The 23,161-nt window shown below is 63.7% G+C and carries 20 protein-coding genes; 8 read left to right on the top strand and 12 right to left on the bottom strand.

Going from position 1 to position 23,161, the window contains the following annotated elements; all coding sequences use genetic code 11:
- Positions 1-93: 93 nt before the first annotated feature.
- The 3 genes from B0G75_RS22750 to B0G75_RS22740 all read left to right on the top strand — a co-directional run bounded on the left by B0G75_RS22750 (position 94) and on the right by B0G75_RS22740 (position 2,113).
- On the top strand, positions 94-1,215 hold the full coding sequence (locus B0G75_RS22750; protein WP_106310580.1) for a porin: 1,122 nt from the start codon (positions 94-96) through the stop codon (positions 1,213-1,215).
- Between the two features lie 87 nt (positions 1,216-1,302).
- Positions 1,303-1,689, top strand: a complete 387-nt coding sequence (gene gloA / locus B0G75_RS22745; RefSeq protein ID WP_106310577.1) for a lactoylglutathione lyase — start codon at positions 1,303-1,305, stop codon at positions 1,687-1,689.
- Between the two features lie 25 nt (positions 1,690-1,714).
- Positions 1,715-2,113 (top strand): hypothetical protein, encoded by a 399-nt coding sequence (locus B0G75_RS22740; RefSeq protein ID WP_106310574.1) that lies wholly within the window; start codon positions 1,715-1,717, stop codon positions 2,111-2,113.
- 79 nt (positions 2,114-2,192) lie between these two features.
- Here B0G75_RS22740 and B0G75_RS22735 read toward each other — a convergent pair whose 3' ends face one another.
- The 8 genes from B0G75_RS22735 to B0G75_RS22700 all read right to left on the bottom strand — a co-directional run bounded on the left by B0G75_RS22735 (position 2,193) and on the right by B0G75_RS22700 (position 11,361).
- On the bottom strand, positions 2,193-3,095 hold the full coding sequence (locus B0G75_RS22735) for a M48 family metallopeptidase (protein ID WP_106310571.1): 903 nt from the start codon (positions 3,093-3,095) through the stop codon (positions 2,193-2,195).
- A gap of 44 nt (positions 3,096-3,139) precedes the next feature.
- Entirely contained in the window at positions 3,140-3,898 is a 759-nt protein-coding gene (locus B0G75_RS22730; protein ID WP_106310568.1) for a 1-acyl-sn-glycerol-3-phosphate acyltransferase, read from the bottom strand.
- Positions 3,899-3,938: 40 nt separating this feature from the next.
- Entirely contained in the window at positions 3,939-4,493 is a 555-nt protein-coding gene (gene gmhB, locus B0G75_RS22725; RefSeq protein WP_041758736.1) for a D-glycero-beta-D-manno-heptose 1,7-bisphosphate 7-phosphatase, read from the bottom strand.
- Between the two features lie 16 nt (positions 4,494-4,509).
- The gene (glyS, locus tag B0G75_RS22720; protein ID WP_106310565.1) at positions 4,510-6,609 is read right to left on the bottom strand and encodes a glycine--tRNA ligase subunit beta; all 2,100 of its coding nucleotides are present in this window, start codon (positions 6,607-6,609) and stop codon (positions 4,510-4,512) included.
- A gap of 15 nt (positions 6,610-6,624) precedes the next feature.
- Positions 6,625-7,632, bottom strand: a complete 1,008-nt coding sequence (glyQ, locus tag B0G75_RS22715; protein ID WP_106310562.1) for a glycine--tRNA ligase subunit alpha — start codon at positions 7,630-7,632, stop codon at positions 6,625-6,627.
- Between the two features lie 217 nt (positions 7,633-7,849).
- A complete protein-coding gene (locus B0G75_RS22710) occupies positions 7,850-9,460 on the bottom strand; it encodes an FMN-binding glutamate synthase family protein (RefSeq protein ID WP_106310559.1) in 1,611 nt (536 codons plus the stop codon).
- A gap of 217 nt (positions 9,461-9,677) precedes the next feature.
- Positions 9,678-10,823, bottom strand: a complete 1,146-nt coding sequence (mnmA, locus tag B0G75_RS22705; protein ID WP_106310557.1) for a tRNA 2-thiouridine(34) synthase MnmA — start codon at positions 10,821-10,823, stop codon at positions 9,678-9,680.
- Positions 10,824-10,881: 58 nt separating this feature from the next.
- On the bottom strand, positions 10,882-11,361 hold the full coding sequence (locus B0G75_RS22700; protein ID WP_106310555.1) for an NUDIX hydrolase: 480 nt from the start codon (positions 11,359-11,361) through the stop codon (positions 10,882-10,884).
- A gap of 211 nt (positions 11,362-11,572) precedes the next feature.
- Here B0G75_RS22700 and B0G75_RS22695 point away from each other — a divergent pair, with 211 nt between their 5' ends.
- The 3 genes from B0G75_RS22695 to B0G75_RS22685 are packed head-to-tail and all read left to right on the top strand — an operon-like array spanning position 11,573 to position 14,511.
- On the top strand, positions 11,573-12,715 hold the full coding sequence (locus B0G75_RS22695; protein WP_106310552.1) for a Re/Si-specific NAD(P)(+) transhydrogenase subunit alpha: 1,143 nt from the start codon (positions 11,573-11,575) through the stop codon (positions 12,713-12,715).
- A gap of 15 nt (positions 12,716-12,730) precedes the next feature.
- Entirely contained in the window at positions 12,731-13,057 is a 327-nt protein-coding gene (locus B0G75_RS22690) for an NAD(P) transhydrogenase subunit alpha (RefSeq protein ID WP_012431753.1), read from the top strand.
- A complete protein-coding gene (locus B0G75_RS22685; protein WP_106310550.1) occupies positions 13,057-14,511 on the top strand; it encodes an NAD(P)(+) transhydrogenase (Re/Si-specific) subunit beta in 1,455 nt (484 codons plus the stop codon). The genes B0G75_RS22690 and B0G75_RS22685 overlap by 1 nt, the downstream gene beginning before the upstream one ends.
- A 114-nt stretch (positions 14,512-14,625) precedes the next feature.
- Here the strand turns inward: B0G75_RS22685 and B0G75_RS22680 are convergent, their stop codons facing one another.
- The 4 genes from B0G75_RS22680 to recG all read right to left on the bottom strand — a co-directional run bounded on the left by B0G75_RS22680 (position 14,626) and on the right by recG (position 20,511).
- Positions 14,626-15,366, bottom strand: a complete 741-nt coding sequence (locus B0G75_RS22680) for a YafY family protein (RefSeq protein WP_106310547.1) — start codon at positions 15,364-15,366, stop codon at positions 14,626-14,628.
- Between the two features lie 70 nt (positions 15,367-15,436).
- On the bottom strand, positions 15,437-15,820 hold the full coding sequence (locus B0G75_RS22675; RefSeq protein ID WP_106310544.1) for a VOC family protein: 384 nt from the start codon (positions 15,818-15,820) through the stop codon (positions 15,437-15,439).
- A gap of 218 nt (positions 15,821-16,038) precedes the next feature.
- Complete coding sequence (locus B0G75_RS22670) at positions 16,039-17,331, bottom strand: class I SAM-dependent RNA methyltransferase (RefSeq protein ID WP_106310541.1); 1,293 nt, start codon at positions 17,329-17,331, stop codon at positions 16,039-16,041.
- A 729-nt stretch (positions 17,332-18,060) separates the two neighbouring features.
- Entirely contained in the window at positions 18,061-20,511 is a 2,451-nt protein-coding gene (gene recG / locus B0G75_RS22660) for an ATP-dependent DNA helicase RecG (RefSeq protein ID WP_258194634.1), read from the bottom strand.
- 148 nt (positions 20,512-20,659) lie between these two features.
- Here recG and queA point away from each other — a divergent pair, with 148 nt between their 5' ends.
- Positions 20,660-21,718 (top strand): tRNA preQ1(34) S-adenosylmethionine ribosyltransferase-isomerase QueA, encoded by a 1,059-nt coding sequence (queA, locus tag B0G75_RS22655; protein ID WP_106310535.1) that lies wholly within the window; start codon positions 20,660-20,662, stop codon positions 21,716-21,718.
- A 108-nt stretch (positions 21,719-21,826) separates the two neighbouring features.
- Positions 21,827-23,041: a tRNA guanosine(34) transglycosylase Tgt gene (tgt, locus tag B0G75_RS22650; RefSeq protein ID WP_106310532.1), complete on the top strand. Its 1,215-nt coding sequence runs from the start codon at positions 21,827-21,829 to the stop codon at positions 23,039-23,041.
- Positions 23,042-23,161 lie beyond the last annotated feature (120 nt).

Genomic DNA, 23,161 nt, shown 5'->3' with positions numbered 1-23,161 from the left:
TTCGCGCTAAGGTTCTGCCACTAACGTTTTATCAGGACATTCCAGGCAGACGAACTCCATCCGCGCAACGCGGGGCCTGTACGAGGAGAAGCTATGAAGAACGTAGGCAGGTTGGCGGCGGTCGCGGTGCCCGCGGCATTGGCGTCGTTGGGGTGTCAGTTGGCGCAGGCACAATCCAGTGTGACGCTGTACGGCGTGGTCGACGAAAGCGTGCGCTACCTGACTCACGCCAACAAGGCCGGCGATTCGTCGATTGGACTCGGCACGGGCGGCATGACGCAGAGCCGCTGGGGGCTGAAGGGCGTCGAGGATCTCGGCGGCGGCTGGTCTACCTTCTTCAAACTCGAGAACCGCATCTACGTCAACAGCGGCCAAAGCGATCCCACGCTGCCGTTCTTCAATGAAGCACAGGTCGGCGTGCGATCGGATTCGTACGGCCAGATCATCCTCGGGCGGCAGTACAACGTCGTGATCGAAGGTGTGACGGTAGCCGGCTACGGCAGCAATTCGTGGATCCCGTACGACTTCAGTTTCCAGCCTGAAATCACCATGACGGGCGGCATCTGGACCAGCAACCAGGTGCAATATCAGGCGAGATATAACGGCTTCACGTTCGCGGCCGGCTACGCATTCGGCGGCAATGCCGGCAATTCATACGGCAGCCAGATCGGCGCGGCCGCGGCTTATAAACCCGAAGGCGGTCCGTTGAGCGTCGGCGGCGCGTACGAAGTGTCGAAAGATTCGGTCAACGGCGCGGCCGCGAAGACATGGACGTTCGGCGGCGCGTACACGTGGAATCTGACGCGTTTTTCCGTCGGCTACATCGTCAATCAGAACGACGCGGGCTTTTCGAATTTCGCCAATGGTCCGTTCAGCGCGCCCGTGCTGGCGGCGCTCAAGTACACGGACTTCGCGCGGCGCCGCATGATCATGGGCGGCATCACGCAACAGGTCAGCAACAAGTGGCACTTCGCCGCGAACGTCTGGCGCACGTTGCAGGACGGCAAGACCGCCGCGCAGGACGGCTCGGCGTGGCAGTACCAACTGGTCGCCGACTACAACCTGTCCCGGCGCACGGACGTCTATCTGGAAGGCGATTATTCGCTGTATCGCGGCGACCTGATCGGCGCACAGCTGCAGGGTGTCAACGGCGTCGGGCTCGCGCAGAAGGGCTCGCAGATCGGTTTGATGGCGGGTATTCGGCATCAGTTCTGAGTACTGATTCACGGGTGGCGCTCCCTGCAACGCCGAGCGATTCCGGGTACATTGACGGTCTCGTTACCACGCAACAGGGAGTGCATCATGCGCCTGCTTCACACCATGCTCCGGGTCGGCGACCTGGACCGTTCTATCGCTTTCTATACCGACCTGCTCGGCATGAAACTGCTGCGCCGCGATGATTATCCGGACGGCAAATTCACGCTTGCGTTCGTCGGTTACGAAGATGAACGCGACGGCACCGTGCTCGAACTCACTCACAACTGGGACACGCCTTCGTACGACCTCGGCACGGGTTTCGGCCACCTCGCCGTCGAAGTGGAAGACGCGTACGCCGCCTGTGACAAGATCAAGGCACAAGGCGGTACGGTGGTGCGCGAAGCCGGTCCGATGAAACATGGCACGACCGTGATCGCTTTCGTCACGGACCCGGACGGCTACAAGATCGAGTTCATCCAGAAGAAGCAATAAGGCTGGCGGCAGGGCGAGGTCAACAATGAATAACATCAATCCCTACTTCAAAGAACTCGACGAAATCCACGTCGAAATCGAAGCCCTGTTCAACGGTTCCGCGGACGAAGGCGCGCTGCAGCGAATCGTGGCGCGCTTCGCACCGCAATTCACGCTGGTCATGACATCGGGCATCGCACTGGATCACGCCGGCGTGCGCGAGATTTTCTCGAAGCTGCACGGCGCGCGTCCGGGCTCGCAAATCACGATCCGCGACAAGGAGATCGTCGCCGAATATCCGTCAGGAGCGGTGGTGAAATATCGCGAGTATCAGCGCGACGGCGCCGGCAACGCGAACGTGCGGCGCTCTACGGCGGTGATGGATCTCGACGCGCACGGCAAGGTGACGTGGCGTCATCTGCAGGAAACTTTCTGCTCGGAATGAGCGGGCGTGTGTGACAAACCGGCGCTCTGGATTGAAATCGAAGCGCCGGTTTCAAGGCACTACAAGGCACAAATAGGCGTTAAAGCGTCGGCAGCAATTCCGGCGGATGGGACTTCAGTGTCTGCCGCGCTTCGCGGAATTCCGGAAAAATCGATTCGACTGTTTGCCAGAAGCGCGGGCTGTGATTCATTTCACGCAGATGCGCGAGTTCGTGCGCGACGACGTAATCGATGATGGAAAGCGGGAAGTGAATCAGCCGCCAGTTCAGGCGAATCTTGCCGTCGCTCGAACAACTGCCCCAACGCGTCGCCGCTGACGAGAGCGCGTACGCGCGATAGTTCACGCCCAGCTTCTCCGCGTAAATCGCGAGGCGCTCGCCGAACAGACGCTTCGCTTCACCCTGCAGCCAGCCTTGCACGCGATCCTTGATCTGCTGCGGATCCGCTTGCAAGGGCAGCGGCACTTGCAGCGCCGCATCTTGCGCGCTGAACGCAAGCATGCCTTGCGGCGCGCCGAGTTTCACGCGCACGGGCTGACCGAGATACGGCACTTCGGCGCCATCTTTCCAATCGACTTTCGGCAACGCGCGCTGTTCGACACGCGTCTGCCATTCGATCAGCTTCGTGAAAATCCAGCGCTGCTTTTCGGTGATCGCGGTTTCGATATCGGCGAGCGTGACCCAGCGCGGTGCAGTGATCGTGAGACCGGTGCTGTCGATCGCGAAACCGATCGAGCGACGCGCCGAACGCTTGAGCGCGTAGTGGAGCGTGCGTGAGCCGATCGCGAGACTGCGCAGCTTGCTGCCATCCGGCGCGAGAGGCAGGGCCGGTTGCTGGCCGCCCGGCGAGCTCTGCGAAGCGCCGGGTGTGGGTGCGGAAGGTGAAGGCGACGACGACGTCGACCCCGGCTCGGCGAAGAGCGGGAGATCAAGCTGCCGGTTATCGAGCGCCGCAGCGTGCTGCGGCGTAGGAGACTTCTGCATCGGATTCGGCTTCGCGCAAATACGCCTTCGAGGGCGTGGGCGCGTCAGATTGGTGCGGCGGCGGAACTGCTTTCCGCCGCGCGGTACGCGGTAGGATCGATGCGACGCATTTCAGCTTCGATCCACTGTTCGACGCGCGTGTTCACTTCATCGGGCGTGAGCCCCGTCGTCTCGATCGGCTTGCCGATCGACACTGTGACTATACCCGCATATTTGAGAAACGAGTTGCGAGGCCACACACGTCCTGCGTTGTGCGCGATCGGCACGACCGGCGCGCCGGTGGCTGTCGCAAAACGCGCGCCGCCGGTTTTGTACTTGCCCTGTCTGCCGGTCGGCGTGCGCGTGCCCTCCGGAAACATGATGACCCAGGCGCCTTCGGCCATGCGCGCTTTGCCTTGCCTGATGACCGATTCGAACGCGTACTTGCCTTCCTTGCGATCGATATGAACCATCTTCAGCATGCCGAGCGCCCAGCCGAAGAACGGCACGTACAGCAGTTCGCGCTTGAATACATAGCACAGCGGCCGCGGCATCAGCGCCGGAAACGCCAGCGTTTCCCACGCCGATTGATGCTTGGAGAGCAGCACGGCGGGACCGTTAGGCAGGTTCTCGAAGCCTTCGATGTTGTAGCGGATGCCGTTGAGCCAGCGCACCGTATGCAGCGTCGCGCGACACCAGCCGGCGGCCATCCAGTAGCGGTTGTCGGCGCGCATGAACGGGAATGCGATGAAGCATGCAGTCGCGTACGGCACCGTGAACAGAACGAAATAGATCAGCAGAAGCAAAGAACGAATGAAGCGCATCGGCGTGGTCAGTGAGGGTTGGGGACGCGCGTGGCGCGCGTCACTCTTGAGCGTCGGCGAGGAAGTCGAGCGCGAAGGCGCGCAGGTCGTCGTGGACGATCGTGCCTTCGGGCAAGCCGCCGGCCTCGAGCGTTTTACGGCCCTTGCCGGTCAGCACCAGATGAGCCGGATGGCCGAGCGACGCGCCCGCTTGCAGATCACGCAGCGAGTCGCCGACCACCGGCGTTTGTTCCGGATCGACCTCGAAACGCTCGTTGATCATCTTCAGCATGCCCGGCTTCGGCTTGCGGCACTCGCAGTGGTCTTCCGCTGTATGCGGGCAGAAGAACACCGCGTCGATGCGCCCGCCGACCGCCGCCGCCATGCGATGCATCTTCAGATGCATTGCGTTGAGCGCGTTCATATCGAACAGGCCGCGGCCGATGCCCGACTGGTTGGTGGCGATCGCCACGCGATAGCCGGCCTGATTCAGACGCGCGATGGCTTCGAGCGAACCGGGCAGTGCCACCCATTCGTCCGGCGACTTGATGAACGCGTCGGAGTCGACGTTGATCACGCCATCGCGGTCGAGGATCACCACTTTTTTGGTCGGCATCGGCATGGCTGCGGGCTCAGGCGGCGAGTCGGGAAATGTCGGCGACGCAATTCATCTGCTGATGCAGTGCGCCGAGCAAGGCCAAACGGTTGGCGCGCAACGCCGGATCTTCGGCGTTGACCATCACGTCGTTGAAGAACGTGTCGACCGGTTCGCGCAACGCGGCGAGCGCGGTTAGTGCGCCCGTGTAGTCGTGCGCGGCGAGTTGCGATTGCACGCGCGGCGCGACTTGTTCGAGTTGCGCATGCAGGGCTTTTTCCGCCGCTTCGATGAGCAACGTGACCTGCACGCCGCCAGTCGCCGCGCCTTCCGACTTCTTCAGAATGTTCGAGATGCGCTTGTTGGCCGCCGCGAGCGACGCCGCTTCCGGCAATGCCGCGAATTCACGCACGGCATCCAGGCGCGCGACGATGTCGTCGAGACGCGTGGGGTTCAACGCCAGCACCGCGTCGATTTCGCCCGGCGCGTAGCCGCGTTCACGCAGCAGGCCGCGCAGACGGTCCATGCTGAATTCGTAAATCGCTTGCGTCGAATCGGTCACGTTCGGCACCGCGGCGAATTGCGCGTGAGCGGTTCGCAGCAGTTCGATCAGATCGACCGGCAGTTGCTTCTCGACGAGAATGCGCAGCACGCCGAGCGCGTGACGGCGCAGCGCGAACGGGTCCTTCTCGCCAGTGGGCTGCAGACCGATGCCCCAGATGCCGACCAGCGTTTCGAGCTTGTCGGCCAGCGCGACGACGGTGCCGGTCGCGGTGGTGGGCAACGCGTCGCCGGAGAAGCGCGGCTGATAGTGTTCCGAACACGCGAGCGCGACTTCTTCCGGCTCGCCGTCGTGGCGCGCGTAATACGTGCCCATCGTGCCTTGCAACTCGGGGAATTCGCCCACCATGTCGGTGATCAGGTCGGCCTTGGCCAGGCGCGCGGCGCGCTTCGCGAGCGCCACATCCGCGCCGATCAGTTCGGCGATCGCGCCGGCCAGCGCTTCGACGCGCTCCACGCGTTGCAGCGCCGAGCCCAGCTTGTTGTGATACACGACGTTCGCGAGCAGCGGCACGCGGTCCGCGAGCGGCTTCTTCTTGTCCTGCTCGAAGAAGAACTTCGCGTCCGCCAGACGCGGGCGCACTACGCGTTCATTGCCTTCGACGATATCGCCCGGCGTGGACGTTTCGATGTTCGACACGATCAGGAAGCGCGAGCGCAGCTTGCCGTTCGCATCGGTCAGCGCGAAGTATTTCTGGTTCGTCTGCATGGTGAGGATCAGGCATTCCTGCGGCACTTGCAGGAATTCGTCCTCGAAACGGCACGCGTAGACCACCGGCCATTCGACCAGCGACGTCACTTCGTCGAGCAGCGATTCCGGCATCACGACCTGATCGCCGTCGGCTTGCGCGAGCAGATGCGTGCGGATCGTTTCCTTGCGGTCGGCGAAATTCGCTACCACGTGGCCTTTGTGCAGCAAAGTCTCGGCGTACGCATCCGCATGCTGGATCTGCACGAAGCCTTCGGAGAGGAAACGATGGCCGAGCGTGGTGTCGTCGGCGTCGATGCCGAGCGCGCTCACCGGCACGACCTGTTCGCCATGCAGCGCGGTCAGTCGATGAGCCGGACGCACGAATTGCACGTTGGTGCCGTCCGGACGCTGATACGTCATGACCTTCGGGATCGGCAGCTTGGCGAGCGTTTCGTCGAGCGCGCCTTGCAGGCCGTCGGCGAGCGTGGCGCCCGGCGCGGCATAGCGCAGGAAGAAGGCTTCGGCCTTGCCGTCCTGCGCGCGCTCCAGGTCGTTCACCGAAAAATCGGGGAAGCCGAGCGCCGCGAGTTTCTTGGCGAGTGGCGCGGTGGGCTGGCCGTCTTTATCAAGCGCGACGGAAACGGGCAGCACTTTTTCGCGCACGTGTTTTTCCGGCGCAACCGTACGCACGTTGTTGATCGTGACGGCGAGGCGGCGCGGCGTGGCATAACGTTCGAACGACAGTTCGCCTTCGATCAGGTCGCGCGCCGCGAGGCGCTGCGCAATGCCTTCAGCGAAGGCGTCGCCGAGACGCGCGAGCGCTTTCGGCGGCAGTTCTTCGGTCAGCAGCTCGACGAGCAGGGTAGCTTGGTGGGGTTGAGTCATTTCTTGATGTTCTCGTCAGTCCTGGTCGATCTTGCGTTCGACTTTGAGCGGCGGCGCCCACGCGGGCATCGCGGCGTCCTGTTCGTCGGTCGTGAGGCCGGGCACGCCGTGCACCGGATTGCCGAGCATCGGGAAGCCGAGCTTTTCGCGCGAATCGTAGTAGGCCTGCGCGACCAGCTTCGACAGCGCACGAATGCGGCCGATATACGCCGCGCGCTCCGTGACCGAAATAGCGCCGCGCGCGTCGAGCAGGTTGAACGTGTGGCCGGCCTTCAGCACGAGCTCATAGGCGGGCAGCGCGATCTGCGCTTCGATCATGCGCTTGGCTTCGGCTTCGTAGCTGTTGAAGATCGAGAACAGCAGTTCGACGTTCGCGTATTCGAAGTTGTAGGTGGACTGTTCGACTTCGTTCTGGTGGTACACGTCGCCATAAGTCAGGCGACGCAGTTCCGGGCCGTTCGGGCCTTGCTCTTCCCACTCGGTCCAGACGAGGTCGTAGACGTTCTCGACCTTCTGCAGATACATGGCAAGGCGTTCGAGCCCGTACGTGATTTCGCCGAGCACCGGTTTGCAATCCAGACCGCCGACCTGCTGGAAGTACGTGAACTGGGTCACTTCCATGCCGTTCAGCCACACTTCCCAGCCCAGACCCCAAGCGCCGAGCGTGGGGTTTTCCCAGTCGTCTTCGACGAAGCGCACGTCGTTCTGCTTCAGGTCGAAGCCGAGCGCTTCGAGCGAACCGAGGTACAGGTCGAGGATATTTTCCGGCGCCGGCTTGAGCACCACCTGGTACTGGTAGTAATGCTGCAGACGGTTCGGATTCTCGCCATAGCGGCCGTCTTTCGGGCGGCGCGACGGTTGCACGTACGCCGCGCGCCACGGCTCGGGGCCGACCGCGCGCAGGAAGGTATGGACGTGGGACGTGCCCGCGCCGACTTCCATGTCGATCGGCTGGAGCAACGCGCAACCCTGCTTGTCCCAGTAGGACTGCAAGGTCAGGATGATTTGCTGAAACGTGAGCATGAAGTGCCTTTCGGGCATGAGGCCGCACCTTGAGCGCCGAAGCGCGCCGGGTGGCCGTGGAGCGAAGTGCTAAACCGTAGATTTTAACGGAAAGGGAGGGGGGTGTCCGTTTTGCGGGGTCGGACGGGAGTTCGAGTGCGCTTTAGACGACAAAGGGCCGCGCGTGGCGGCCCTTCGTCTTGGTCGTGCGTCTTGCCGGCCGTGTCGGCGAGGCGGCTCAGGTTGCCGCCAACTCCACCTTCGGCGAGAACGAATCGCTCTGCGCCACCGGCCAGTACTTCTCAAACAACGAGTAGCGATGGTTGCCGTTGAGCAGATCGTTCGGTTCGAGATACTTCAGCAGTTCCGACATCAACCGCACCTCATGCGACGACACGCGCCGCACGATGTGATGCGCGCGCAGTTCCGCCGGATGCTTCAGCCCTGCGGCCTGAATGATTTCCTTCAGCGCGTGCAGCGTGTTGTGATGGAAGTTGAACACGCGGTCGGCCTTGTCCGGCACGACAAGCGCGCGCTGGCGCACGGGGTCCTGCGTCGCCACGCCGGTCGGGCAGCGCCCCGTGTGGCAAGTCTGCGCCTGAATGCAGCCCACCGCGAACATGAAGCCGCGCGCCGCGTTGACCCAATCCGCGCCGATCGCGAGCGTCTTGGTGATGTCGAACGCGGTGATCATCTTGCCGCTCGCACCGATACGAATACGTTGTCGCAGGCCGATGCCGACCAGCGTGTTGTGCACCAGCAGCAGACCCTCTTGCAACGGCACGCCGACGTGATCGGTGAATTCGAGCGGCGCCGCGCCCGTGCCGCCTTCCGCGCCGTCCACGACGATAAAGTCCGGCAGGATGCCGGTTTCCAGCATCGCTTTCGCAATGCCGAAGAATTCCCACGGATGTCCGATACACAGCTTGAAGCCGGTCGGCTTGCCACCGGACAGCGTGCGCAGACGGTCGACGAATTCGAGCAGGCCGCGCGGCGTGGAGAACTCGGAATGCGTGGCCGGCGAGATGCAGTCGCGGCCCATCGGCACGCCGCGCGTCTCCGCGATTTCCGGTGTGATCTTCGCGGCCGGCAGCACGCCGCCGTGACCTGGCTTCGCGCCTTGCGAGAGCTTCACCTCGATCATCTTCACTTGCGGCTCAGCGGCCTGCCTGGCGAACTTCTCCGCGTTGAAGGTGCCGTCGTCGTTGCGGCAGCCGAAGTAGCCCGAAGCGATTTCCCAGATGATGTCGCCGCCGTGCTCGCGGTGATATTTCGACATCGAGCCTTCGCCGGTGTCGTGCGCGAAGTTGCCCTTCTTTGCGCCGAGGTTCAGCGCCATGATCGCGTTCGCCGACAGCGAACCGAAGCTCATCGCCGAGACGTTGAAGATCGACATGGAATAAGGCTGCGCGCGATCCGGTCCGACGACGATGCGGAAGTCGTGATTCTCGAGCGTGGTCGGCGCGAGCGAGTGGCTGATCCATTCGTGCGCAGTGGCTTTGACGTCGAGTTCGGTGCCGTACGGGCGGCTGTCGACATCGTTTTTAGCGCGCTGATAGACGATGCTGCGCTGGGCGCGCGAGAACGGTTTTTCGTCTGTATCGCCTTCGACGAAATACTGGCGGATTTCCGGGCGGATGAATTCGAACAGGAAGCGGAAGTGGCCCCACAGCGGATAGTTGCGCAGGATCGCGTGGCGCTGCTGCGCCAGGTCGAACAGGCCGAGCGCGACCAGCGCGAGCGGCACGATGATCCAGAACCACGAGATGTGATGCGTGCCGGCCAACGCCGCGCAGACGGCGAACAGCGCGGCTGCGCACCACATGGCCAGATAACGTCGAGAAAACATGGGGACTCCAGTGCAGTGAGGATCGTCACGGCGGGATCGCCAGCGCTGCCGGCGCAGACGGAATCCGCCGCGAAGGAAAACGAACGACTGCTTTTATGGTGAAGCTAGCTGCGGCTTGAAGAACGAGCGCGTGGATGCCACGCGCCACGCAGGTTGAACCGTGAAAGTGAGGCGCGTGCGGCAGCAGGTCGTGTTGCCGCACGATCGAACGACTGGCTCAACGGGCGCTCAGCAGCGCCGCTTTTTGCGGCTCGCGCGCGACCGGCTGTCCGGTGACCGCGTGCTCGATGATGCCGCCGCCGAGGCACACGTCGCCATCGTAGAGCACCGCAGATTGCCCCGGTGTGACAGCCCATTGCGCGGCGTCGAAATTCAGTTCGAAGAGGCCTTCGCCGCTGCCCGCGCTGCTAAACGTACATGGCGCATCCGCTTGCCGGTAACGGGTCTTGGCGCCGCACGCGAAGCCGTCCGCCGGCGGCTCGCCCGCCACCCAGCTCGTATTGCCGGCGGACAGCGTATGGCTGAGCAGCCACGAATGATCGTGACCCTGCGCAACGTACAGCGTGTTCGACGGAATGTCCTTGCCGGCGACGAACCACGGCTCGCCGCTGCCGTCCTTGCTGCCGCCGAGGCCGATGCCCTTGCGCTGGCCGAACGTGTAGAACGCGAGGCCGATATGTTCGCCGACCACTTTGCCGTCGGTGGTTTTCATCGGGCCGGGTTTCGTCGGCAGATAGCGGTTCAGGAAGTCGCGGAACGGCCGTTCGCCGATAAAGCAGATCCCGGTCGAGTCCTTCTTCTTCGCATTCGGCAACGCGATCTGCTCGGCGATTTCGCGTACTTTCGTTTTCGGAATCTCGCCGAGCGGAAACAGTGTTTTCGACAATTGCGCCTGATTCAACCGATGCAGAAAGTACGACTGGTCTTTCGTATGGTCGAACGCCTTCAGCAGCTCGAAGCGGCCGTTGTTCTCGCGCACGCGCGCGTAGTGGCCGGTCGCGATGGTTTCCGCGCCGAGCGACATGGCGTGGTCGAGGAACGCCTTGAACTTGATTTCGGCATTGCACAGCACGTCCGGATTCGGCGTGCGGCCGGCCGAGTATTCGCGCAGGAATTCGGCGAACACACGGTCCTTGTATTCCGAGGCGAAGTTGACCGCTTCGACGTCGATGCCGATCAGATCCGCCACCGAGACCACGTCGATCCAGTCCTGCCGCGTCGAGCAGTATTCGCTGTCGTCGTCGTCTTCCCAGTTTTTCATGAACAGGCCGACCACGTCGTAGCCCTGTTCCTTCAGCAGCCATGCGGTAACGGACGAATCGACGCCGCCCGACATGCCTACTACGACTTTCTGCTTGCTCATAAGATGCTCACTGGGTGCTGCGTGACTTCATGGATCGTGGGTTGGCCGCTCGTTGCGGCTATCTTTTTTGCCCGACCGAATGCGTACGCACGAAGTCGAGCGGGAAACGCCGGCCCGCGAGGTAGTCGTCGAGACATTGCATGACGAGCGGCGTGCGGTGCCGTTCGGGACAGGCGCGCAGTTCGTCGGCGCTCATCCACAACGTGCGGACGATGTCGGGGTCGAGGGCGCGCCGTGGATCGGCTTCGCCGCCCGCGCCGCAATAGGTGAAGCGCAGGTAGGTGACGCCCTCACTGCCGGGCCGCTCGAAATGCGTCATGTACATGCCCACCAGCGCCTCGGGCGCGAATGGATGGGCGGTTTCCTCGAGCGTTTCGCGGATCACCGCTTCCACCAGCGTTTCGCCCGCCTCCAGATGACCAGCGGGCTGGTTCAGGCGCAGACCGTCGGCGGTATGTTCCTCGACCACGAGAAAGCGCCCGTCACGCTCGACGATGGCCGCGACCGTGACGTGCGGCAGCCAGGTTTCCGGTTTCATGGGTGCGCATTTTACCGGTTATGGGCCTCGCCTGCCGGGAAGCGGGCGGCGCGCGGCCAGGTCGACCCCGTCCGCCGGGCACCCCCGGATTGTCCCCGATTTCTGCGCACCCCCATCTTTCGGTTAAAGTGAGGCGTTAGCCGTTGCACCTGCAAGCCGGCGTGCCTCGTCGGCCGATCTGTCGTAAAACAGGAAGTCGAGGAGGAACAAGATGCACATCGGAGTGCCAGCCGAGACGCGCGCGCACGAAACCCGCGTCGCCGCGACGCCCGAAACGGTCAAGAAGTACGTGACCCAGGGCCACCGGGTCACGATCCAGAGCGGCGCCGGCACCGGCGCCAGCTTTCCAGACGATGCCTTTACGGCCGCCGGCGCGGAGATCGTCGACGCGGCGACCGCATTCGGCGCCGATCTCGTCCTGAAGGTCCAGTCGCCGACCGATGCCGAGCTGCCGTTGCTTAAACGCGGCGCGACGCTCGTCGGGATGCTCGATCCGTTTAATACCGAAAACTCATCAAAGCTGGCTGCGGCGGGCGTCACGGCGTTCGCTCTGGAGGCCGCGCCAAGAACCACGCGCGCGCAGAGCCTCGATGTCTTGAGTTCGCAGGCGAATATCGCGGGCTACAAGGCGGTTCTATTGGCCGCCACGCTCTATCCGCGCTTCATGCCGATGCTGATGACGGCCGCCGGTACTGTGAAAGCCGCGCGCGTGCTGATTCTCGGCGCAGGTGTGGCCGGTTTGCAGGCGATTGCGACCGCCAAGCGCCTGGGCGCGGTGATCGAAGCTTCGGATGTGCGGCCGGCGGTGAAGGAGCAGATCGAATCGCTCGGCGCCAAGTTTCTCGACGTGCCCTACGAAACCGACGAGGAGCGCGAAGCCGCGCAAGGCGTCGGCGGCTATGCGCGGCCGATGCCGCCTTCCTGGCTCACGCGTCAATCGGCGCTGGTCCACGAACGCGCCAAACAGGCCGATGTGGTGATTTCCACCGCACTGATTCCAGGCCGCGCCGCACCGACGCTGATCTCGGTCGAAACCGTGCAGGCGATGAAACCCGGCTCCGTGCTGGTCGACTTGGCCGCAGGCCGCGGCGCCGAGTATGAAGGCCAGCGTGGCGGCAACTGTCCGCTCACCGAAACGGACAAGGTCGTCATCAAGCATGGCGTGACGATCGTCGGTTATACGAATCTGGCCTCGATGGTGCCTGCTGACGCATCGTCGCTCTACGCACGCAACCTGCTCGACTTCCTCAAGCTGATCATCACGAAGGAAGGCGCCCTGAACATCGATCTCGCGGACGATATCGTCGCGGCCACGCTGCTGGCCCGTGACGGCGAAGTCACGCGCAAGGCTTAAGAGGAGAGTGCGGACATGGAAGTCATCAACCACACCGTCATCAACCTGATCATCTTCGTGCTGGCGATTTACGTCGGCTACCACGTGGTCTGGAACGTCACGCCCGCGCTGCACACGCCGCTGATGGCCGTGACCAATGCGATTTCGGCGATCGTGATCGTCGGCGCGATGCTCGCCGCGGGTCTCACTTTGGGCACGCCCGGCAAGTTCTTCGGCACGCTCGCGGTTGCGCTCGCGGCGGTCAACGTGTTCGGCGGCTTTCTCGTCACGCGACGAATGCTGGAGATGTTCAGGAAGAAAGAGCCGAAGAAGCTCCCCGCCGCTGCCAAGGAGAACGCGTAATGAGTCTGAACGTCGTCACGCTGCTTTATCTGGTCGCGTCGGTCTGCTTCATCCAGGCGCTCAAAGGGCTGTCGAATCCGAAGACGGCGCGCATCGGCAATACCTTCGGCATGGCGGGGATGGCGATCGCGATCCTCACGACCATCGCGCTGATCGTCAAGCAGGCTAACGGGCTCGGTTCGAATCTCGGTCTTGGGCTTGGCCTCTTGCTGGTCGCGTTGGTGGTCGGCGGTGCGGTTGGCGCGTTCGTCGCCGCGCGCGTCGAGATGACCAAGATGCCGGAACTGGTCGCGGCCATGCACTCGCTGATCGGTCTTGCCGCTGTGTGTATTGCGTACGCGGTGGTGTCGGAGCCGGCTGCGTTCGGTCTCGTCGATCCGGAGAACACCGCGCCGGGCTTCCTGCCGTACGGCAATCGTGTCGAGCTGTTCATCGGCACGTTCGTCGGCGCGATTACGTTCTCGGGTTCGGTGATCGCGTTCGGCAAACTGTCCGGCAAGTACAAGTTCCGGTTGTTTCAGGGCGCGCCGGTCGTGTACGCGGGCCAGCATCTGATCAACCTGCTGCTCGCGCTCGCGATGCTCGGCTTTGGCGTGATCTTCTTCCTCACGCAATCGTGGCTGCCGTTCATCATCATGACGCTGATCGCGTTCGTGCTCGGCGTGCTGATCATCATTCCGATCGGCGGCGCCGACATGCCGGTGGTGGTGTCGATGCTGAACTCGTATTCGGGCTGGGCGGCGGCGGGCATCGGCTTCTCGCTGAACAATCCGATGCTGATCATCGCGGGTTCGCTGGTGGGCTCGTCCGGTGCGATTCTGTCGTACATCATGTGCCGGGCGATGAACCGTTCGTTCTTCAACGTGATTCTCGGTGGCTTTGGTAATGAGCCGGGTGCGGCTGCAGCGGGTGGGTCGGCGGAGCAGCGTCCGGTGAAGTCCGGTTCGGCCGACGATGCTTCGTTCATGCTCGGCAATGCAGAAACCGTGGTGATCGTGCCGGGTTATGGTCTGGCCGTCGCGCGCGCGCAGCATGCGTTGAAGGAGCTGACCGACAAGCTGGTCGAGAAGGGCATCGAGGTGAAGTACGCGATTCACCCGGTGGCCGGCCGGATGCCGGGCCACATGAACGTGCTGCTCGCCGAAGCCGAAGTGCCGTACGACATGGTCCACGAAATGGACGATATCAACGGCGAGTTCGGTCAGGTCGACGTGGTGCTGGTGCTCGGTGCGAACGATGTGGTGAACCCGGCGGCGAAGACCGATCCGAAGTCGCCGATCGCGGGCATGCCGATTATCGAGGCGTACAAGGCGCGCACGGTCATCGTGAACAAGCGTTCGATGGCCGCAGGCTACGCCGGACTCGACAACGATCTGTTCTACATGGACAAGACGATGATGGTGTTCGGCGATGCGAAGAAGGTGATCGAAGATATGGTGAAAGCGGTGGAATAACTGCATGCTCGAAGTTCGCGGCCCGCCTTGCAAGCGGCCGCGAACCGCTGGCCTGTCTGCTGGAATGCTCGTGCTCAAAGGCGGTTTTGTCTCCACCGGTTCGATACAGCGGACCTATCGCGGCTTCGCATTCACATGCCGCAGCAGGTCTGCAAGCCGCCTTCCTTCCTGATCCGGATATTGTTCGAGCACCTGAAGATTCTGAATCTTCTCCAGCCCGAAGTTACGGAAATCGCCGCGCAATTCACACCACGCTCCAAGCGTCCAGCGCGCGCCCCAATACGCGAGGGCGAGCGGCCAGACGCGGCGCTCGGTCGCCGCGCCATTCACATCGACGTAGGCAAAGCTCACCACGTGCCGCGTGTCGATCGCGCGATGCACCGCGTCGAGCTGCGCGGAAAAATCCCCTTTGATGTGAAACGACGGCGCGAAGACCGCCAGCCTTTCCAATGTCGCGCGCTTGTCGGCGGGCATGGCCGAGGCGATCTTGGCGAGCGCGCCGCGCGCACCGCCCGCAAAACCGGCGCCGCCCCACGATTCGAGCATGCGCGCGCCCGCGGCGAGCGCGGCCAGTTCATCGGCGGTGAAGGTGAGCGGCGGCAAACTCGCCGTGCGGCTCAGCCGGTAGCCGATGCCGGCTTCGCCTTCGATCGGCACCCCTGACAGTTGCAGATCGCGCACGTCGCGATACACGGTGCGCAATGAGATATGCAGCCAGTCGGCGAGTTGTTGGGCGGTGGTCAGGCGCCGTCCGCGCAGCAGTTCGGCGATCTGGAACAGGCGGTCGGCGCGGCGCGTCATCGTGGGCGTCTTGTAGAAGAGGACGGGGACAGTTCCGCGATGATAGCGCCGCATGCCGCGCTCCGGTCGGCGTTCGCGCGCGGCGCTCGGCCACCGCCGCGCACGACGTTGTGTTGCGTTGCGTTTAGCCGTTGGTCCGCGAATGCAGGCCGAGGCGGTTGCCTTCCGTGTCGGTGAAGAACGCGATATAGCCGATGTCCTGCGGCAGTTTGATCACCGGGCCGTCGGTCTTGCCGCCGGCTTGCTCGACGCGCGCGAGAGCGGCGTCGACGGTCGGCTGCGCGTTCAGATAGACGAGCACGCCGTCGCCGTTGGGCGTCATCGACGGGCTGTGGACGATCGCGCCGCCGGTCGCCGGTTCCTCGTAGCCGAACACGGCGATCGGCTGGCCACCGATTTCCTGGATATTCAGTTTGACGTCGAGCGCCGCTTCATAAAAGCGGACGGCGCGATCGAAATCGACGGACGGAATCTCGAACCATGCAACAACTTTGGATGATGCGGACATGTCACTCTCCTGTGGATGGCGGTAAGCCGTGCAAAGCGCCGGATGGCGTGAGAAGGAGTGTGCGGGGGTGCTACTGACAGCGTGGTGTCAGTAGGAGGTGGCAGGAGCGGTGAAAGCAGCGGTGAAAGAAAAGACCGCCCGCAGGCCATAGGCGAAAAAAAACCGCGGAACCGGTCCGCGGTTTTCGTCGGCAAACTGCCTGTCGGACGCAACGTGCCTCAGGCCGCCGGCGTATCGCTTTGCGGCCGCTGCCGCACGCTACCCGCGATCAGATCGAAACGGAACAGACGGCATTCGAGCGCGCCGTTGAAGAGCGGTGTCTTGGTCGATTCACGCAGGCGTAGCTGGCCGGGCAGCTTGCGATCCGATGTCAGGATGAACGCGTGCCAACCGGTGAAGCGCTGCTTGAGCGCATCGCCGAGCGACTGGAAAAATTCGCTGTCCGGCGCTTCTTCCTGGACGCGACGAAAACCCTCGTCTTCGCGGCTCTCGCGATTACCGCGGCCTTCGCGAAGCTCGCCGCGAGCATTGCGCCCGCGCACTTCGATCCGCTCGCCATATGGCGGGTTGGCGACGAGGATGCCTGGCGCGGATGTCGGCGGCGTCATGCCGCGCGCGTCGACCTGTTTAAGCGGGATCGACGGCAAGCCCGCGCGCTGGAAGTTGGCGCGCGCCTTGTCGAGCATGTCGCCGGAAATATCGCTGCCGAAGATTTGCAGATCGGCGCGCGAACTACGCGCGGCGTGCTTCGCGTCGAGCGCGGCGGCCTTGAGCGTTTGCCAGGTTTTGGCTTCGTATTGCTTGAGCCTTTCGAAGCCGAAGCGGCGTTCCGCGCCCGGCGCGATGTTCAGCGCGACCTGTGCGGCTTCGGCGAGGAAGGTGCCGCTGCCGCACATCGGGTCGTACAGGGGCATGCCGGCGGTCCAGCCGGTCAGACGCAGAATGCCCGCGGCCAGATTCTCGCGCAGCGGCGCCGCGCCCTTGTCGAGGCGCCAGCCGCGCTTGAAGAGGGGATCGCCCGAGGTGTCCAGATACAGTGTGCAGTCGGTGGCGGTGAGAAAGGCGAAGACGCGCACGTCGGGCGTGGCCGTGTCGATGTTCGGACGCGCGCCGCTGACTTCGCGCAGACGATCGCAGATGGCGTCCTTGACGCGCAGCGTCGTGAATTCCAGGCTGCGCAGCGGCGACTTGATCGCCGTGACGTCGACGCGCAGCGTTTCATTCGCCGAGAACCATTGTTCCCAGCGCTGTTCGACTGCGAGTGCGTAGATGTCCTGCTCGCTGCGATACGGGCGATGCGCGATTTTCAGCAGCACGCGGCTCGCGAGACGCGAATACAGGTTGGCGGCCATGCCGGCGGCCCAGCCTCCGCGGAAATGCACGCCGCCCGGCACTTGTGCGCCGGCCGTGAACGGCGCGCCGTTCAGGTGGGTGGCGGCGATTTCGGCGAGTTCAGCCGCAAGCGAGGCTTCAAGGCCGCGCGGGCAAGGGAGGAAGAAATCGAAGGACATTGAGGTTGCCGGGAGGCGGATGGGTAAGGGCGTATTGTACGCGGTCGGGGTGTTGTGCTTTTGCACGGGTTTTTTTGTAGGGTTGGCCTTTCCTTGAATTGTTAGTGGTGTATTGGCGTTGCCCCTGTGCGGGGCGGCACCTACTTTCTTTGCCGCGGCAAAGAAAGTAGGCAAAGAAAGCCGCTTCACACCGCCAGCCCAGAAGCGGGTCCCCTGGCTTGGAGGAGGCAGTGGTGCATCTGGAATCCGTCATCTCGCCCATTCCCCGGCAGCGACAAGGCAGTCATACCTCCCGCCTCGCACTACGTGCTCGCCGGCGCGGTCTGCCTGAAAAAAACCGTGGCTTCGGTTACGCGCGGCGGGGGCCGTCGGCTTCGCCTCGGCGACACGCCGCCGCGTGGAGACCGAGTGCAGGCGGACGCCTGCACCCCACTGGTTGATGAAGCACCGCCACGGCGCGCGCAGCGTCGCCGGAAGAATGACTGCTTTGTCACTGACGCGGAATGTGCGAGAACACGGATTCCAGATGCACCACTACCGTGGCTGTGCGGGGGACCCGCTTATGGGCTGGCGGTGCAAAGCGGCTTTCTTTGCCTACTTTCTTTGCCGCGGCAAAGAAAGTAGGTGCCGCCCCGCACAGGGGCAACGCCAATAGACCACAAGCAATTCAAAGAAAGGCCAACACTACAAAACCACCACCAAAGCCCCGCACAAGCAAAACCCCCACCTTCAAGCCTTCAAATACTGCTCCCGCGCGCCAAGCCAGCGCGCCAGATGCTGCACCACAACCTCTGGATACTTCTCGAGCAAAACCGCCGCAGCCTCCCGCGCAGGCTCAATCAACCACTGATCATTCTGAAGATCGGCAAACCTCAACATCGCCGCCCCCGATTGCCGCGCCCCCAAAAACTCGCCCGGCCCACGAATCTCGAGATCCCGCCTGGCGATCTCAAACCCATCGGTCGTCTCCCGCATTGTCTGAAGCCGCGCCCGCGCAGTCATCGACAAAGGCCCGGTATAGAGCAGCACGCAAACTGAAGCCGCACTCCCACGCCCCACCCGCCCGCGCAACTGGTGCAGCTGCGCAAGCCCAAACCGCTCCGCATGCTCGATCACCATCAACGACGCATTCGGCACATCGACACCCACTTCGATCACCGTCGTCGCCACCAGCAACTGCACCTCGTTGCGAGTAAACGCATCCATCACCGCCGCTTTCTCGGCCGGCGCCAGACGTCCATGCACAAGGCCGACTTTCAACTCGGGCAAAGCGGCCACCAGCGTCTCATACGTCTCGACCGCGGTCTGTAACTGCAACGTCTCGCTTTCCTCGATCAACGGACACACCCAGTACACCTGGCGCCCCGTCAACGCGGCCTCGCGCACACGTCCGATCACCTCGTCGCGCCGCGCGTCGGACACCAGCTTGGTCAGGATCGGCGTGCGCCCAGGCGGCAATTCGTCGATGGTCGAAACGTCGAGGTCGGCGTAATACGTCATCGCGAGCGTGCGCGGAATCGGCGTCGCCGACATCATCAATTGGTGCGGCTGGAAATCGCGCGCGCCATCGGCGGCGTTCTGCGCCTTGGCGCGCAGCGCGAGCCGTTGCGCCACGCCGAAACGGTGCTGTTCGTCCACGATCACGAGCCCGAGGCGCGCGAACTCGACCGCGTCCTGGATGATCGCGTGCGTGCCGATCACGAGTTGCGCGGTGCCGAGCGCGGCGGCTTCGATCGCGGCGCGCTTCTCCCTGGTTTTCAGGCTACCGGCGAGCCACGCGACGCTCACACCGAGCGGCTCCAGCCAGCCGCGTAATTTGCGCGCGTGCTGTTCGGCGAGAATCTCGGTCGGCGCCATGAGCGCGGCCTGGTAGCCGGCGTCGATGGCCTGCGCCGCAGCCAGCGCGGCGACGATCGTCTTGCCGCTGCCGACGTCGCCCTGCAAGAGCCGCTGCATTGGATGAGGCTGGGTCAGATCGAGCGCAATCTCGCCGCCGACGCGCTCCTGCGCCGCCGTCAGCGAAAACGGCAGCGCCTTCAGCAAGCGCGCCACCAGCGCGGCTTCGTCGCCCAGCTTGCGACGCGGCATGGCCGGCGCGGCGCGCATGCGGCGTTCGTCGTGCGCGCGCTTGAGCGACATCTGCTGCGCGAGCAGTTCCTCGAACTTGATACGCACCCAGGCCGGATGCGTGCCGTCGATCAACGCGGTCTCGTCCGACTGCACGCCCGGATGATGCAGCGTGCGCACGGCGTCCATTAGCGACGGCACGCCGAGCGGCTCCATGAATGTCCGCGCGATCGCTTCGGGCAGCAGCTCCGGCAGCGACGTGCGCGACAGCGCGTTGTCGATCGATTTGCGCAGATACGCCTGCGTCACGCCCGCGGTGCTCGGGTACACGGGCGTCAGCGCCTGCGGCAGCGGCGTGTCTTCGTCGACCACGCGCACGGCCGGATGAACCATCTCCATGCCGAAGAACCCGCCGCGCACGTCGCCGCGCACCCGCAGCCGCGCGCCGATCGCCATCTGCTTGACCTGCGAGCCGTAGAAGTTCAGAAAGCGCAGCACGAGTTCGTCGCCGCCGTCGTCGCGCAGTTTCACCAGCAGCTGACGGCGCGGACGATAGGCGATCTCGTTGTCGAACACCACGCCTTCGGTTTGCGAAATGCCGCCCGGCAGCAGATGCCCGATCGGCGTCAGCGAGGTTTCGTCCTCGTAGCGCATGGGCAGATGCAGTACGAGGTCGATGTCGCGTGTGAGGCCGAGCTTGGCGAGCTTGTCGGCTGTCTTTTCCGCAGGTTTGGCGGTGGATTTTGCGCCGGACTTCGCTGCGGATTTCGCGGCAACCTTGGGGCCGGGCTTGCCGGCGGGTCTGTCGCCGAATATGTCGTCAGGCTTGACGGCGTGCGTGTCACCGGATTGATTTGCGAGATCATCGACGCGCTCACCGCCGGATGTGTCGGCGAGGCTTTTGGCGGACTCGCCGCCAACTTCATCGACAGGCTTGCCATCGGATTCGCCGCCTCGTCGCGCTGCTTTTCCAGCGCTCAACCCAACGTCCGCGCCTGCACCCAAACCCGCGTCGCTCACCTCCGCCGCCGCCTTGCCGCGCGAGACGCGGCGCCTGGGTTCGGCGCTCACTTCATCGGTAACGGAGGGCAATCGGCGGTCGGACAAAGGCATGGGCTGCTTCGCAAGTACAATATCGGCTGTCAAAGGGTTCGGCGCCATACAGCGCGCGGGCTCGCGGGCCGCTCTGGCGTCCCGCAATCATAGCCGCCCGGCTCCGGCTTCGGCTCAATTCAGTTTCATTTAGCTTCCAGTCGTTCGCATGTTGACGCTTTCCGATTTCGATTTCGATCTGCCTCCCGAGCTGATCGCGCAAGTCGCGCTGCCCGAGCGCAGCGCCAGCCGCCTGCTCGAGGTGGATTACCCGGCCGACGCCACCGGCCCGGCGCGCCTGATCGACCGCCGCTTTGCCGAGTTGCCCGAATGCATCGCGCCCGGCGACCTGCTGGTCTTCAACGATACCAAAGTCCTGAAGGCTCGCTTCCTCGGCCAGAAGGCCAGTGGCGGCAAGATCGAAGTGCTGGTAGAGCGCCTCACCGGCGAGCGCACGGCGCTCGCGCAGATCCGCGCCAGCAAGAGCCCGCAGCCGGGCACCACGATCCGGCTGGCGGATGCCTTCGACGTCACGGTCGGCGAGCGTGTCGAGCCGTTCTACACGCTGCATTTCCCCGACGACTGCCTGACGCTGATCGAGCAGTTCGGGCGTCTGCCGCTGCCGCCGTACATCGAGCACGATCCCGATTCGACCGATGAAACCCGCTATCAGACGGTGTTCGCGCAGAATCCGGGCGCGGTCGCCGCGCCCACGGCCGGCCTGCATTTCGACGACGCGCTACTGGCCCGCCTCGACGAAAAAGGCGTGGAACGCGCAGCGCTGACGCTGCACGTCGGCGCGGGCACGTTCCAGCCCGTGCGTGTCGAAAATCTCGCCGAGCACAAGATGCATAGCGAGTGGTATCACCTGCCGCAATCGCTCGCCGACAAGATCGCGGCGACGCGCGCGCGCGGCAACCGCGTGATCGCGGTGGGCACGACTTCGATGCGCGCGCTCGAAGCCGCCGCGCGCGACGCCGAAGCCGCAGGTCGTCCGTTGGGCGCAGCCAGCACGGAAACGGATATCTTCATCACGCCGGGCTATAAATTCCGCGTGGTCGACCGGCTCGTCACCAATTTCCATTTGCCGAAGTCCACGCTGCTGATGCTGGTGTCGGCCTTCGCGGGCGTCGAGACGATTCGCGAGACGTATCGCCACGCGATCGAGCAGCGTTACCGCTTCTTCAGCTATGGCGACGCGATGCTGCTCACGCGGCGAGACGTCTGACTGACGTCTATAAGAAAGCTTTTCGTAGTTCCCCAGGCCGCCGCGAACCCCTCCGGCGGCGCTCAACGTTTGCGCCGGACTGTTTTCCGGTAGCACAGGAGTCAATTCATGACCGACGGTCAAACCGTTAGCCCGCGCGCCGACCATGGCGCCTACCTCGGCGATCACGTCCGCCCCGAGAACGGCCTCAAATTCGAACTGCTCGGCACCGATGGCCTGGCCCGCCGCGGCCGCGTCACGCTGAATCACGGCGTGGTGGAAACGCCGATCTTCATGCCAGTCGGCACCTACGGCACCGTGAAGGCCGTGCAGCCGCGCGAGCTGGAGGAGATGCACGCTCAGATCATTCTCGGCAACACTTTCCACCTGTGGCTGCGCCCGGGTCTGGAAACCATCGAGGCGCACGGCGGCCTGCACGGCTTCATGGGCTGGAAAAAGCCGATCCTCACCGACTCCGGCGGCTTCCAGGTGTTCTCGCTCGGCGATCTGCGCAAGATCACCGAAGACGGCGTCACGTTCGCATCGCCGATCAATGGCGACAAGCTGTTCCTGTCGCCCGAAGTGTCGATGCAGATCCAGAAAGTGCTGAACTCGGACATCGTCATGCAGTTCGATGAATGCACGCCGTACGCGACCAACAACGTGCCGACCTCGCACAAGGAAGCGGCCGATTCGATGCGCATGTCGATGCGCTGGGCGCAGCGCTCCATCGACGAATTCAGGCGCTTGGGCAATCCGAACGCGCTGTTCGGCATCGTGCAGGGCGGCATGTTCGAGGACCTGCGCGACGAGTCGCTGGCGGGCCTCGCCGAGAAGGATTTCCATGGGCTGGCAATCGGCGGCCTGTCGGTCGGCGAACCGAAGGAAGACATGATGCGGGTGTTGAACCACATCGGCCCGAAGTTGCCGGCCAACAAGCCGCACTACCTGATGGGCGTGGGCACGCCGGAAGATCTGGTGGCGGGCGTGGCCGCCGGCGTCGACATGTTCGATTGCGTGATGCCGACCCGCAATGCGCGCAACGGCTGGCTGTTCACCCGTTTCGGCGACGTCAAGATCCGTAACGCCGCGCACAAGAATTCGCTGCGCCCGCTCGACGAGCAGTGCGGCTGCTACACCTGCCGAAATTTCACTCGCGGCTATCTGCATCATCTGCATCGAGTAGGGGAAATCCTCGGTGCGCAGTTGAACACGATCCACAACCTGCACTACTACCTCGAACTGATGCAGGAAATCCGCGACGCGATCGACGCGAAAATGTTCGAGGCTTTCCGCAAACGCTTTCACGAGAACCGCGCGCGCGGCACCGCCGAGGCGCCGTAACGGCGCGGGACAACGGATTCAGCCGAACAATCCGTGCGCCTCGCGAGGAAAACCTTACAATCGTCTTTCGTGGGCGGCAGTAAAGACGGCGAAGCAGGCTTTAAACGGTTGATCGCAAAG

It is taken from the genome of Paraburkholderia sp. BL18I3N2 (assembly GCF_003001875.1).
GTDB lineage: Bacteria > Pseudomonadota > Gammaproteobacteria > Burkholderiales > Burkholderiaceae > Paraburkholderia > Paraburkholderia phytofirmans.
This window is presented reverse-complemented; position numbering and strand designations above follow the sequence as displayed.

Excerpts from the sequence above, each read along its gene's own strand:
- B0G75_RS22710 (WP_106310559.1), bottom strand. The coding sequence starts at position 9,460 with ATGTTTTCTCGACGTTATCTGGCCATGTGGTGCGCAGCCGCGCTGTTC.
- queA (WP_106310535.1), top strand. The coding sequence starts at position 20,660 with ATGTTGACGCTTTCCGATTTCGATTTCGATCTGCCTCCCGAGCTGATC.
- gloA (WP_106310577.1), top strand. The coding sequence starts at position 1,303 with ATGCGCCTGCTTCACACCATGCTCCGGGTCGGCGACCTGGACCGTTCT.
- B0G75_RS22730 (WP_106310568.1), bottom strand. The coding sequence starts at position 3,898 with ATGCGCTTCATTCGTTCTTTGCTTCTGCTGATCTATTTCGTTCTGTTC.
- gmhB (WP_041758736.1), bottom strand. The coding sequence starts at position 4,493 with ATGCCGACCAAAAAAGTGGTGATCCTCGACCGCGATGGCGTGATCAAC.
- B0G75_RS22750 (WP_106310580.1), top strand. The coding sequence starts at position 94 with ATGAAGAACGTAGGCAGGTTGGCGGCGGTCGCGGTGCCCGCGGCATTG.
- B0G75_RS22735 (WP_106310571.1), bottom strand. The coding sequence starts at position 3,095 with ATGCAGAAGTCTCCTACGCCGCAGCACGCTGCGGCGCTCGATAACCGG.
- B0G75_RS22670 (WP_106310541.1), bottom strand. The coding sequence starts at position 17,331 with ATGTCCTTCGATTTCTTCCTCCCTTGCCCGCGCGGCCTTGAAGCCTCG.
- B0G75_RS22690 (WP_012431753.1), top strand. The coding sequence starts at position 12,731 with ATGGAAGTCATCAACCACACCGTCATCAACCTGATCATCTTCGTGCTG.
- B0G75_RS22675 (WP_106310544.1), bottom strand. The coding sequence starts at position 15,820 with ATGTCCGCATCATCCAAAGTTGTTGCATGGTTCGAGATTCCGTCCGTC.
- B0G75_RS22740 (WP_106310574.1), top strand. The coding sequence starts at position 1,715 with ATGAATAACATCAATCCCTACTTCAAAGAACTCGACGAAATCCACGTC.
- B0G75_RS22700 (WP_106310555.1), bottom strand. The coding sequence starts at position 11,361 with ATGAAACCGGAAACCTGGCTGCCGCACGTCACGGTCGCGGCCATCGTC.
- tgt (WP_106310532.1), top strand. The coding sequence starts at position 21,827 with ATGACCGACGGTCAAACCGTTAGCCCGCGCGCCGACCATGGCGCCTAC.
- recG (WP_258194634.1), bottom strand. The coding sequence starts at position 20,511 with ATGCCTTTGTCCGACCGCCGATTGCCCTCCGTTACCGATGAAGTGAGC.
- glyQ (WP_106310562.1), bottom strand. The coding sequence starts at position 7,632 with ATGCTCACGTTTCAGCAAATCATCCTGACCTTGCAGTCCTACTGGGAC.
- B0G75_RS22685 (WP_106310550.1), top strand. The coding sequence starts at position 13,057 with ATGAGTCTGAACGTCGTCACGCTGCTTTATCTGGTCGCGTCGGTCTGC.
- B0G75_RS22695 (WP_106310552.1), top strand. The coding sequence starts at position 11,573 with ATGCACATCGGAGTGCCAGCCGAGACGCGCGCGCACGAAACCCGCGTC.
- B0G75_RS22680 (WP_106310547.1), bottom strand. The coding sequence starts at position 15,366 with ATGCGGCGCTATCATCGCGGAACTGTCCCCGTCCTCTTCTACAAGACG.
- mnmA (WP_106310557.1), bottom strand. The coding sequence starts at position 10,823 with ATGAGCAAGCAGAAAGTCGTAGTAGGCATGTCGGGCGGCGTCGATTCG.
- glyS (WP_106310565.1), bottom strand. The coding sequence starts at position 6,609 with ATGACTCAACCCCACCAAGCTACCCTGCTCGTCGAGCTGCTGACCGAA.